A 12,167-nucleotide genomic window follows, 5' to 3' on the forward strand; every position below is an offset into this window, starting at 1 on the left:
GCATGAAAACAATCGTGCATATAATTAAACTAAAAAAGGCTGAAAGAAAGCTTCGTAACGAAGCCTTCTTTCAGCCTTTAATTTATATTTTCGTACATTTTATATATTAAACTTTAGCCTCTGTGAATATCTAAGCCACGTTGTTCAATCCAAGAAAGTAGTTTAGGACTAAATACAATATCTTTGTGAGTAAGTGAATCAATATCTTTAGCATCTAACATCGTCATAATTTTTTTCATATGATTTAAGAAAGATTCTACATATTCAATCGTATTAGTAATACCTGATTGCTCTACTTGATTTAAAAATGGTCTAGACATACCAACAGCTTTAGCACCTAAGGCTAAACTTTTTACTGCATCTAAAGGTGTACGTAACCCACCACTTGCAAATACATTTAATTTATCTTGATAATCTGTACTTTCAAGTAGAGATTCAACTGTCGATTGCCCCCATTGGGTTAAGTAATCCATATCTTTATTTGAACGACGTTCATTTTCTATATCAACAAAATTCGTTCCACCACGACCACTTACATCTACATATTGAACGCCAATTTCAGCTAAAGACTTAAAGGTCTCTTTACTCATACCAAACCCAACTTCTTTAACAATTACTGGTACATCCACGCGATTCACAATAGCTTCTATATTATCCATCCAAGTTACAAATTCACGGTTACCTTCTGGCATAACCAATTCTTGTGGTGAATTCACATGAATTTGTAATGCCTGTGCCTCAAGTAATTCAACTGATTGTAACGCCTTTTCAACAGGCACATCTGCACCAACATTACTAAATATCATACCCTCAGGATTAGTCTGTCTTACAATGTTAAATGTTTCTGCCATTTTAGGGTTTCTTAAAGCAGCATGTGTAGATCCAACCGCCATTGCTAGTCCAGTTTCTCTAGCGACTACTGCTAACTTTTCGTTAATTTGCTTCGTCCAATCACTACCGCCCGTCATCGCATTAATATACACTGGGGATTGCATATCAAAGTGAGAAGTATGACTTGTTAAATCAACTTGATCGACATTAATGCTAGGAATGGAATGATGAACAAATCTTAATTTATCAAAATCAGATTGAGGCGCATCATGTTGAGACATAGCAATTTCTACATGTTCATTTTTTCTTTGTTCTCTCAGTGAATCACTCATTGAAATACCTTCCTTTGTTTAAATTCAAATATTTTTGTTAAAGTTTTAGAACCATTTTTTCCTTTTGAAAAAGACGACTAAAACAATTGTTATCACAAGCATTACGCCTAAACATATAAAATAAGCATAATGCCATTTTAACTCTGGCATATAATCAAAGTTCATTCCATAAACACCAGCTATAAATGTTAAAGGTGAGAAAATAACTGATACAAGTGTGAGTATTTGCATAATACTATTCATTCTAAATGAGGTGAATGACTCATAATTTTCTCGAATTTCATTTGTCATTTCTTGAGCTGTTCTAATGACATTTCTCTGTTTAATAAGGTGGTCATCAATATGTTGAATGTACATTGAGTGTTTAGCATCTTTAATGATATTACCTTCACTCTTAATCGTATCAACAACTTCTTGCATTGGAAACATAACTCGTTTAATTTTAATCAAATCTGAACGTAACTGAAAAACGTTTTCCATCACATTCTTACTATAGCGATCATCAACATGACGAGCTTCAAAATTATAAACTTTATCTTCAATACCATATACGAAATCGAAATATTTATCTACCATACTATCAAGTATATGTATCACTATATCCGCGCAATCTAATTCTGAATCATGGTTTTCAGCATTATATTCGGCGACCCTCTTTAAAGATTGAAAAGGTTTATGATGATACGTGACAAGTATATTATTTTGAAGAAATACATTTAATGCGATGGGTGAATAATCTTTATCAATAATACTGTGAAAAATCATATATTGATATTCTTTATATTCTTTGTATTTAACTCGTGGTATACCTGTAATAGCATCATCAATTTCTAAATAGTTAAAATCGAATTTATTTCTTAGAAATTCATTTTCTTTATTTGAAGCATTTTCAAAATCATACCAAATAATTGTCGCATCACTAGGGACGTCTTGAATATTTGATACTTCCGTAAGAGGTTGTGTTAAAGATTGATATCTTACGGTCATTGTCATCTTACTTCCCCCTCCAATTATCTCAGTTACATTCTATCATGAAATCAATCACGTGTATGTGTTAATTTAATTTAGTAAGATAGAGTTATATTCAAGGGGGATAAGAGATGTCTAAAACATTTACTGTAACACGAAAAGTAACTGAAGATTTGATTGATAATAATAACCATATGCATGATGCATATTATAATGTAATTTTTAGCGATGTAATTAATGAGTTTAATTATAGTCATGGGCTATCTCTTAAAGAAAGAGAAGAAAGTCAATTTACAGTATTTACAATAGAAGCACATACTACATATTTAGCAGAACTGTCTCTTGATCAGTCATTCACTGTAGAATTATACCTTTACGACTATGATTATAAACGTACGCACTTATTTTTAAGAATGTTGCATGAAGATGGAACTATAGCTGCTACAAATGAAGTAATGATGATGGGTATCGACAAGAATCAACGGCGCTCTGCACCATTTCCTGAGAAATATATGGAAATTATAGAAGCTTATGATTTAGAACAGGAAAAAATTGAGTGGCCTAAACAAATAGGACATCGCATTGGTATACCTAAGAAAGGAGAATAGTTATGCCTACTAGGAAACGTATAAAAAACGAGCTTATAGATTTGAAAGATGACGTTAAATTTGAGTTGAGTGAGTTAAACAATCAGAAAGAATTAGTCATCAATGGGCCTGCATCTCAACTTTTTAAACGAGCAATTCATATGAGTTATTTACAAGGACAAAAGTTTGCGATTGATGAAATATTTACGCTTATTGATGAGAACCAAATCGATGAAGAATTTCTTATTCAATATAATAATTTTGAAAAATATCTTCAAGATCAAAACTTAGAAAAGAAATTTACTTTTAGTAATTTTACTGACATACCACGTCAATTTGATGATTTTATGGCATCTTTTTACTATTTAAAAGGACAAAATTTTATTGTCACACATATTAATTCGATAATAGAATAACAATAAAGAACAAGGACTTTGGTAGTTTGATTTAACCAAAGTCCTTGTTCTTTATTTCCGAATAGCCTTCGTAATTTGTTTGATGACTTTATGTGATTGTCTTATTGGATATAATGGAAAATCATGCACCATTTTTGGGTATTCATTAAACTCAACATATTGACCATAATCTTCTAGTAAACGTGCGAGCTCTTTCATATCAGGATTTTGTATTTCCTTGCCTCCTCCATACATGTATACAGGAGGTAATCCTCTTAGCTCACCATAGAGTGGTGAAACACGTTTATCCGTTAATGGTAGACCATTAGACCATACTTTCATAAGTTCATTCACACCAAATCGACTTACTAATATATCTTCGTCTTCTAAGTCTTCGGTAATCATTTTATTTGATAGTGTCGCATCTAAAAGTGGTGAAATTAAGAATAGTTTACTTGGAACAGGTTCATTTTCCTCAATTAAGGATTGTACAAATCGCATAGCTAATCCGCCACCTGAACCGTCTCCCATGATGACGATATGATCAACACCAACTTCAGCTACTAATTCATCATAAACTTCCTTAATCGCGTTGTATGTATCTTCTAGGTGATATTCAGGCGCTTTAGGATAAATAGGTAGCACAACTTCATGTAATGTATTTAATGCTAATTTATCTAACAATCTCCAGTGGAATGGTGAGGGTTGCAATGTATTGTATCCCCCATGTAAATACAGAATTTTATTATTAGACTCATGTCTGAAATTAAATCTGAATACTTGCATATCCCCTAAAGATAATTTATCAAGATTTGCTTTTACATTTAATGATGAGGGTTGTTTATGTTTTTTACTATTTTCGTCTCTTCTTTTTTCTAAAAATTGCTCTACCTCATCGTCATTTTCGAAAAATATTGATCTGTTATGAAGTATATATTTATTGACTACTCTATTCATTAAACGATTTTTCATAGCTTGCTTGACCTACCTCTTTTCAAATTTTAAATTTAGAAAACAATTTGTTTAAAGTGCTATATTCATTTTTCTAAAAAAGATATAATATTATATGAGTTAGATGAATCTTAAACCACTTTATGTTTGCGCGTATATGTCTTGAATAAAGCCAATTATAACAAACATAAAGTGAAAATGATAAATATAGGACAGCAAAATTAAAGGAGGCATCTTAGTGTCTGAACCTAATCAAAATCCAAGTAACTTCAACGCTCAATTTCATGAGCAAGAAATACACCGAGGCAAAAGATATGGGAAGAAAAAGCGTTCATGGGTTAGTATTATCATCCATCTGATCATACTCATTTTAACTGCTATAACAGGTTATAGTATGTTGAAACAACCTATTTTTAACCTTGCTTTCGCTAATAAAACAATTAATTTCCATGAAATTCAAAACTTCCAAGATACTCTAACTAAAATCGGTAATTTAAATATTAATTTGGGCAATATGGATGATCTACAAAAATCTATAGATAACCTCATAATGGTGTTTAATATATTCTTTATTCTTTGTTTAGTTAGTATGTTTATTACTGTAATTACAATTATTCTTAATAGAACTTTATTGAAGATTTTCAATTTATTTATTTTAGCAGCTATGTTACTGATTACTTTGTATTTTAGCTATATTATTCATACAATTGCGCAAAAAATTTCTGAATCTCTTAAACAATATTATTTAACTGTTTCTCCAGACCAAGTAATTAATGAAGCTGATGCAATACATAATGCACTCATTTTACTTGCTTGTAGTATTGCACTCTTATTCATTAGTTTATTCTTCCGTAATCGACTAGCACGTATAAGATAATGCAAAAGACCAATCCAGAACTTTTAATCAAGTTCTGGATTGGCCTTTTATTCGTATTAATAATTTAATCCGTTCGCCTGCGCTCTCGCGCATGCATAAGAGCCACTAACAATCTTCCGATTGTAAGTGGCTCTAAGTGTCCCCACAACACATTTTTATCTCTTAATTAGTTTTTACTCTTGGTGAGCTGTTTTATCTTCTGCGTTAGCTTTTTTAGCTGACGCTTCTGCTTTTTTCTTACTTTGTAAGAATAAGCTTAAGATTAATGCGATAGCACTAATAACAGTAGCAATGATAAATGCATCATTAACACCTTCAACAGATGCAAGTTTATTAACATATTGTAATAACACTTTTAATGCACCTGATTCGCCACCATATTGTTGTGCTAATTCACGCATATGATCTTGGATAACAGGATTGGTTTTATCTAATTCATCCCCGAATGCTGCAACATGATTGGTTTGTTGAGTCGTCATTACTGTTACCAATATAGCTGTACCGATAGAACCTGCTAATTGTCTCATTGTATTAACAAATGCGTTACCATGTGAGATCAATCTTGCAGGTAAAGCATTCATACCTGCTGTCATAATAGGCATCATAATAAATGCCATACCGAACGAACGCAATACATATATGCCCATAATATGAAGATATGGCGTTTCTAAGTTCAATTTACTTAATTCCCATGTAGCATAAGTCATAATACCGATACCAAAGATTGCTAATGGTTTAATACCTATAGTATCTAATAGCTTACCAGCTATAGGACCTAAAGCACCCATGACTAAGGCACCCGGAAGCATGAGTAAGCCTGAGTCTAATGCTGAGAAGCCACGTAAATCTTGTAAATATAAAGGAAGTAAAATCATACCGCCATATAAACTCATCATTACAATCATATTGATAACTGTTGTAAGTGTATATGTTGGATATTTTAATACTTCAAGATTTAACATTGGAGCCTTCATTCTTAACTCTCTAATTACAAATAGAACAATGAAGATAATACCAATAACAAACATTGTTACAATTTCCGTAGAACCCCAGCCTTTATTACCAGCTTCGGAGAAACCGTATAATAAAGCACCGAAACCTATTGTACTATAGATAATTCCTGGTATATCGGCTTTAGGATTTGTGGTACGTTGGTAAAGTTTAAACCAAAACATACCTACAATAATTGCAACTAAACCGATAAAGAACATACCATAGAACATGACGTTCCAATGATAGTTTTGAACGATATAACCTGATAGTGTTGGACCAATGGCTGGTGCTAAGATCATAGCTATTCCCATTGTACCCATTGCAACACCACGTTTTTCAGGTGGGAAAATCGTTACAATAACGTTAGAACCTAATGGCATTAAGATACCTGCACCAATGGCTTGTAACACACGTCCTCCCATCATAATTGGGAAGTTAAACGAAATCGCACAGACAAGTGAACCAATCGTAAAGAGCACTAAGCCCACAATAAATAGTTTTCTATACGAATATTTGTTAAATAAGAAAGCACTAATTGGAATTAAAATACCATTGACTAACATGAAACCTGTCATCAACCATTGTCCAGTTGATGCAGAAATATTAAATTCAGTATTAATTTTAGGCAATGCCACATTTAATAATGTTTGGTTTAAAATCGCAATAAACATACCAAATAACATTGCAGCTAAAATCTTACCTCTTGAAATACCTTTACCAAAAATGAAGTTAGATTCTTGGTTTTTAATTTTCTCATTAACTCTACCTTCTACAGAATTAGGGTTAATAGGATTTAAAACTTCATCTGATTCTTCATTTGATTCTGTAGAATGATTATTTTGATTATCGTGTTTCTCTACGTTTTCTTCTTCATGTTGATCTGAACGACGTAAAGAACCAGGATAGTCATCATATCTACTTTCTGAATGTGTTGCATTAGAAGATCTTTGATCTCCCTCTTTAGTAGATTCGAAGTGATGTTTTCTTTTATCATCTTCGATATTATCAGAATGATTTCTGACATGACTTGAAGCATTGTTAGACTCAGATTGTTTATCTAGATCACTTGCTTTAAATTTAGATTGATAACTTTGATTCTTAGAATCCTTAGTCGAACGTTGTTCCGCTTTTTGACCTTTTGCTTTTTTCCTAGATTTAGAAAGAAAAACATTAATAAGACCAATAAGTATGAGCGCTATAACAATATAAACAATAATGAAGGTCGCTGTCATAAAATGACCCCCTTAATTTTTATGGATTTTAACTTCAGCGTTCATACCTGGAACAACATTTTTAGATGGTTCAGAATCTAGAGAAATTTTAACTGGCACTACTTGAGACACTTTAGTGTAGTTGCCGTCACTGTTTGATGAAGGCATTAATGAGAAACTAGCTGCAGTTGCTTCACCAACTTGTTCAACTTTACCTTTGATAGAAGCTTTTTGACCGTCGATATCAACGTCTACATCGTTTCCTTTTTCTACATCAGAAATGTCTTTTTCATCTACGTTAGCAGTAATGTATAAATCATCTAAATTGTATGCATAAGCGATTGGGTTACCAGCTTGAGCCATAGACCCTTCCATACCATCAGTTTTTACGATAGTACCTTTTTGAGGCATTTTGATGCTCATATCTTTAGATTGACCACCTTCACCTTGAGCTGAAACTTCAGCTACTTTATCACCTTTATCAAGTTTATCTCCTTGTTTAATATCAAGAGATTTAATTTGTCCTGAAGCTGGACTTGAGATTTTAATTTGATCTCCGTCTACTTTTGCGTTGTCAGTAGTTACGTAGCTAGTCGCATTGTTCCAGAACCAGAAAGCTAGAACACCTATAACTACTAAGACAATGATAGTAATGACATTCACTAATACCATTTTCTTCATGAATATATCCTCCTATTTGCTTTTAAAATTCACTTTATCTATTATAGAGATGTGAATCTAAAAATAACACCAACAATTTTTATAATTGTGTTGGATAAAAACTTATATAAAAAAATTAATCAGGTGAAACAATGAAGCAACGTGCTAAATATAAAATCATTCAAAGTCTTATTGAATTACTTGAAGAATATCCATTTGAGGACATTACTATCAAAATGATTTGTGCATATAGTAACGTAAATCGCTCAACTTTTTATGATCATTTTCAAGATAAATATCATTTATTAGAACGTATACAAAATTATCATCTCGATAAATATAAAGCTTTACTTAATTCTTTTTATCATGACTTTCATAGCATTAAGCAAGATCAAAAGAAAATGTATAAATTCTTTTTACTTGTTGCGAGTTATATCAAACGTAGGGAAGCCTTTTATAAAGCAACATTAATTACTCATCCTAATAAAGATATTGCTTTGGATTATATTAATGAAACTAGAGATTGTTATGAAAAGGTGATGAATAGATATGAAACCTCAATTCAGAATAAACACATGTTTGTTGTTTATTCTGTAGGAGGTCAAGCCGGTATTATTATCGATTGGTTACGACGTGGTTGTGTAGAGTCTCCAAAAGTCATAGCAGAAGTCTTACTCGCAAATACTATTAAACTGCAAAGGTAAACATTTAAAGCTAAACTGAAGATGAAAAAAGTCTACTTCGAAGTTAATTTTAACTCTGAAGTAGACTGAGATTAAATCATCTTAAACGGTTTAGCTTTTTTTAAATACGCGTCTATTTAAAAGTTGTAATATAATCAGAATTACAGCTGTTATAGCAATAATAATAATGTAGGGTGTTGGATCATTTTCCCCTTTAATACCTACGAGTGGTGACATCAGTCCACCTAATAATGTTTGAAATAGTCCAAGAAGGCTTGAAGAACTGCCTTTTCCACTTTTACTTTCATCCATTGCAATAGAGAAACCAAGTGTTGCTACACCTGTTACAGGTGCTACAAGTATTACAAAGCCAAACGCTAATAACCAGATATTCCAATGATTGATTAATGTCATACTTACTATGATGACACCTAAAATTTGGATTACAGTCATCATTCTAAGTATAGATTGCCTATCAAAGTAATCTACTAACTTTCCGGTCAGTTGACTTGAAATAATTAAAGTAATACCTATGGATGCAAACATGATACTAAACTGTAAAGGCGAAAATCCATATATTTTTTGAACAATAAATGGTGAGGCTGAAATGTAAGTAAATAATAAAACAAATGACACGCCTTGTATCAACATAGGTAATACAAATCTTGGTGTAGCAAATAAATCTTTAAAGTTCTTAAACATTGTGCCAATGTTGCTATTAACACGGTGTTCATTTTCAAGGGATTCTGGAACTTTGAAAAGTGTTCCTATGAACATAAGTAAACCGAAAATGGTCAATATAATAAAGACCATTCTCCAACCAGTAAAACTTAGTATCAAACCCCCAAGTGCTGGTGCGATAACTGGTGCAACACCGTTAACTAACATTAGAAGTGATAAGAATTTGGTTAAATCATTTCCTGAGTATTTATCACTTGCCACTGCTCTGGATATGACTGCACCTGCCCCACCAGTTAGACCTTGTATAAGACGTAATATAATCATCACCCAAATATTCGTAACAAAAATGATTCCTAAACTTGCCAGCGTGAAAATAACCATCGCAATAAGAAGAGGCTTTTTACGACCTTTAGAATCGGAAATAGGACCAGCAAACAAGTTACCGAATGCTAATCCCACCATGAAAAATGAAATTGTTAATTGAGCATTTGATGCTGTTGTATGAAAATCATTCTTAATGTTAGGTAGACCTGGTAAGAACATGTCAATTGACAACGGTCCTATAGCAGTAAGCGCACCTAAAATGATGATAAATAATAGGGAATTGCGATGTTTGGGTTGTGATTGCTCCAAAGTGAAGCCTCCTTTATACCTTTAAAAGGAAATCAAGCATTTATTTTTTCTTATGCTTTTCCTGATAATTAATTATATTACTAAATAGCTATAAAAAAGCCAAATGCATTTTGCATTTGGCTTTTATTCATCACCTTTTGTAAGTTGCATATTACTATTATCAGAGTCAATTTCTAGTTCATAGTCTTTGTTAACAAAGTTACCTGAGTTATCAATTTGTTGAATCGTGGTTTTAATTTTATCTCCGCTTCTACTGGCACTTAATACTTGTGGTGATAGCATTGAAACAGTTGTATGATTTGCAAAGTTATTTTTCATTTGTTTATAAATAGAAGAATTCTTTTTAAAATAACTTGATATAAAATCAAAATTATTCATATTAAAAGCTGAATTAATCGCCATTGAGTAACCACTGAAGAACTCCGTTAATTTATTTTTGAGACTGTTCTCTTCTTTTTCTTTTTTCTCAACATAACTATTGATTTTATCACTTTCAAAATTTAATGTCACAGTCGTATTATTTTTTAAATCATCAGCACTAATTGTTTTGGTTTCTGAACTAAATTTTCTACCTTTTGCTTTACCTGTGGCAGATATAGTAATATCTTTCGTTTTCGGATACGGACCATACTCTTTAGAATTTGAGTATGACATTTCACGATCATTAATTTTTACTTTTTCTGAACTATCACTTAATTTACTTGCACCTTTTAATTTGATATTTAAATAGGTCTGATCAAAATCTTCCGAAGCTTCTACTGTCTCAGAACTACTTTCTCTAAAATCAAAATTTAAATAGCCATTGAATGTACCATTCTTAGTAATCTTTTTAGCAGGCATGTGATAAGTACCCGGTATGAAATCACCTAATGGTGTATTCTTGTGTGCATCTGCAATGACAGTTTTGCGTTTACCACCTGTTTTAAATTCATATTTTGTTTCTTCTTTAGGTTTAATAATTGGTTGTTTCGTGGGTGCAGTAAAGCTCATATTATCAAAGAACAAATATCTCGTACCATTTTTACTAATTCTCAGTACGTCTTGACCACTTCTCGTTTGGATATACGATGCGACACTTGAATTATTTTTATTCAATTTGTCCACTGTCTCTCGAATATTACTAATAAAACTTTTCATACCTACTTCGTTTTTAATATATTTAATATATTCTTTCGCCTCATCTGGATCTACTTTATTATCTTTAGTACTTAATAAAGTTGCTACTTTTTGCGTATCATTATTATCTACTGCATTAAAAAGAATCTTAGCTTGTGCATCTGGAGAATTAAAGTTCTTTAATAGGAAAAATAAAACCACAATAAGTATTAAAATAAAAAAGACGATTCCTAGTGGAACAATTCTACGTAATTTGAGGTTCGTAGCGTTATTATTTTGCGATTGAGATGATTGCTGTTTAGTTTTATTTTTTCTTTTCTTATCTCTTGATAATGATTGCCCACAATTTGGACAGCTTTCATTATCACCACTAACTGTATGTCCACAGTTTGGGCATTGATTCATTATATCACCTCTTATTCCCACACTACATTCACTTAATTTTTATATTATATAATTATTTTATCCACCTGGTTTATTTTACAGATTTTGATTTAAAATTACAATTTCTAATATATGTAGTTTTCATTTTATTTTAATTAAAAAGCATTTACGCACTTATTCGAATTATATTAATAAAACAGCTTAAGTTAAATACATAATTAGTCCTAAATACATAAAATAATTTACACTTTTCATTATATTCCTATCAATGATTCAGTGTATAGTCTGATTCTCAGAATATTTATAATTTAGAATTAAACGATTTGATACGATGATCAATGACCTCTAAAACATGTCTAACTTTTTCTATTTCCTCTGTTGAGAAATCACTTGTCATATCATTAGCAATATTACTTATGATTGCTTTTCTTTTTACAATATATTCTTTGCCTTTTTCTGATAAAATTACAATTTTTAAGCGTTGGTCAGTATTGGCATTTGTTTTTTCGAGTTTAACTAAGTCAGCATCTAATAATTTTTTAACTCTTCTACTTACTGCTGCTTTATTGACGCCTTGTTTTTCAGTAATTTGACTCACTGTTAATGATTCATTACTTACCATATTCAACACATTAGATTGCTCTATAGAAATGCCATATTCAATTTGTAAATCTTTAAGTAGCTTTGCAGTTAATGTATTTACGTCATTTATGAATTTTTCCAAAAAAATGATATGATCTTCTATTCGTCTTACCATGTAGAATCTCCTAATTTATTTTATCTATTTATATAAAAAAATTATTTTTCATACTTTTAAATAATAGCAAGAATACTATCAAATTGAAACCTCTAATGAGCTCATGT

Annotated in this window: 12 protein-coding genes; 4 read left to right on the forward strand and 8 right to left on the reverse strand. The window is 31.4% G+C overall.

Annotated elements, in window-relative coordinates:
• Positions 1-113: 113 nt before the first annotated feature.
• Together fni and corA are read right to left on the reverse strand one after the other, a co-directional pair.
• Positions 114-1,163 (reverse strand): type 2 isopentenyl-diphosphate Delta-isomerase, encoded by a 1,050-nt coding sequence (gene fni / locus AC3WQX_RS07190; RefSeq protein ID WP_047796623.1) that lies wholly within the window; start codon positions 1,161-1,163, stop codon positions 114-116.
• A 45-nt stretch (positions 1,164-1,208) separates the two neighbouring features.
• The gene (gene corA, locus AC3WQX_RS07195) at positions 1,209-2,156 is read right to left on the reverse strand and encodes a magnesium/cobalt transporter CorA (RefSeq protein ID WP_002432313.1); all 948 of its coding nucleotides are present in this window, start codon (positions 2,154-2,156) and stop codon (positions 1,209-1,211) included.
• A gap of 107 nt (positions 2,157-2,263) precedes the next feature.
• Between corA and AC3WQX_RS07200 the strand changes: the two genes are divergently transcribed.
• The gene (locus AC3WQX_RS07200; RefSeq protein WP_037550161.1) at positions 2,264-2,740 is read left to right on the forward strand and encodes a thioesterase family protein; all 477 of its coding nucleotides are present in this window, start codon (positions 2,264-2,266) and stop codon (positions 2,738-2,740) included.
• A 2-nt stretch (positions 2,741-2,742) separates the two neighbouring features.
• The gene (locus tag AC3WQX_RS07205) at positions 2,743-3,135 is read left to right on the forward strand and encodes a hypothetical protein (RefSeq protein ID WP_492739985.1); all 393 of its coding nucleotides are present in this window, start codon (positions 2,743-2,745) and stop codon (positions 3,133-3,135) included.
• A gap of 51 nt (positions 3,136-3,186) precedes the next feature.
• Here AC3WQX_RS07205 and AC3WQX_RS07210 read toward each other — a convergent pair whose 3' ends face one another.
• Complete coding sequence (locus tag AC3WQX_RS07210; protein ID WP_023351247.1) at positions 3,187-4,086, reverse strand: alpha/beta hydrolase; 900 nt, start codon at positions 4,084-4,086, stop codon at positions 3,187-3,189.
• 217 nt (positions 4,087-4,303) lie between these two features.
• Between AC3WQX_RS07210 and AC3WQX_RS07215 the strand changes: the two genes are divergently transcribed.
• Complete coding sequence (locus tag AC3WQX_RS07215) at positions 4,304-4,942, forward strand: hypothetical protein (protein WP_037550164.1); 639 nt, start codon at positions 4,304-4,306, stop codon at positions 4,940-4,942.
• Positions 4,943-5,115: 173 nt separating this feature from the next.
• On the opposite strand, the gene AC3WQX_RS07220 is transcribed toward AC3WQX_RS07215, so the two are convergent.
• Both AC3WQX_RS07220 and AC3WQX_RS07225 read right to left on the reverse strand, forming a co-directional pair.
• Complete coding sequence (locus AC3WQX_RS07220) at positions 5,116-7,167, reverse strand: DHA2 family efflux MFS transporter permease subunit (RefSeq protein WP_037550167.1); 2,052 nt, start codon at positions 7,165-7,167, stop codon at positions 5,116-5,118.
• A 12-nt stretch (positions 7,168-7,179) separates the two neighbouring features.
• Positions 7,180-7,827, reverse strand: a complete 648-nt coding sequence (locus AC3WQX_RS07225; protein ID WP_002432737.1) for an HlyD family secretion protein — start codon at positions 7,825-7,827, stop codon at positions 7,180-7,182.
• Positions 7,828-7,958: 131 nt separating this feature from the next.
• On the opposite strand from AC3WQX_RS07225, the gene AC3WQX_RS07230 reads away from it, so the two are divergent.
• On the forward strand, positions 7,959-8,510 hold the full coding sequence (locus AC3WQX_RS07230) for a TetR/AcrR family transcriptional regulator (protein WP_016898612.1): 552 nt from the start codon (positions 7,959-7,961) through the stop codon (positions 8,508-8,510).
• 90 nt (positions 8,511-8,600) lie between these two features.
• Here AC3WQX_RS07230 and tcaB read toward each other — a convergent pair whose 3' ends face one another.
• The 3 genes from tcaB to tcaR all read right to left on the reverse strand — a co-directional run bounded on the left by tcaB (position 8,601) and on the right by tcaR (position 12,060).
• A complete protein-coding gene (gene tcaB, locus AC3WQX_RS07235; protein WP_193626853.1) occupies positions 8,601-9,803 on the reverse strand; it encodes a putative multidrug effflux MFS transporter TcaB in 1,203 nt (400 codons plus the stop codon).
• 123 nt (positions 9,804-9,926) lie between these two features.
• Entirely contained in the window at positions 9,927-11,324 is a 1,398-nt protein-coding gene (gene tcaA / locus AC3WQX_RS07240) for a membrane-associated protein TcaA (protein WP_492739988.1), read from the reverse strand.
• A gap of 280 nt (positions 11,325-11,604) precedes the next feature.
• Positions 11,605-12,060, reverse strand: coding sequence for a MarR family transcriptional regulator TcaR (gene tcaR / locus AC3WQX_RS07245; RefSeq protein WP_193626852.1), 456 nt, complete (start codon positions 12,058-12,060; stop codon positions 11,605-11,607).
• Positions 12,061-12,167 lie beyond the last annotated feature (107 nt).

It is taken from the genome of Staphylococcus sp. FW104-15G4D, assembly GCF_058790135.1.

Coding starts and splice junctions, on each gene's coding strand:
- AC3WQX_RS07200 (WP_037550161.1), top strand. CDS start 2,264: ATGTCTAAAACATTTACTGTAACACGAAAAGTAACTGAAGATTTGATT.
- corA (WP_002432313.1), bottom strand. CDS start 2,156: ATGACAATGACCGTAAGATATCAATCTTTAACACAACCTCTTACGGAA.
- AC3WQX_RS07230 (WP_016898612.1), top strand. CDS start 7,959: ATGAAGCAACGTGCTAAATATAAAATCATTCAAAGTCTTATTGAATTA.
- tcaR (WP_193626852.1), bottom strand. CDS start 12,060: ATGGTAAGACGAATAGAAGATCATATCATTTTTTTGGAAAAATTCATA.
- AC3WQX_RS07205 (WP_492739985.1), top strand. CDS start 2,743: ATGCCTACTAGGAAACGTATAAAAAACGAGCTTATAGATTTGAAAGAT.
- AC3WQX_RS07225 (WP_002432737.1), bottom strand. CDS start 7,827: ATGAAGAAAATGGTATTAGTGAATGTCATTACTATCATTGTCTTAGTA.
- AC3WQX_RS07210 (WP_023351247.1), bottom strand. CDS start 4,086: ATGAAAAATCGTTTAATGAATAGAGTAGTCAATAAATATATACTTCAT.
- fni (WP_047796623.1), bottom strand. CDS start 1,163: ATGAGTGATTCACTGAGAGAACAAAGAAAAAATGAACATGTAGAAATT.
- AC3WQX_RS07220 (WP_037550167.1), bottom strand. CDS start 7,167: ATGACAGCGACCTTCATTATTGTTTATATTGTTATAGCGCTCATACTT.
- tcaA (WP_492739988.1), bottom strand. CDS start 11,324: ATGAATCAATGCCCAAACTGTGGACATACAGTTAGTGGTGATAATGAA.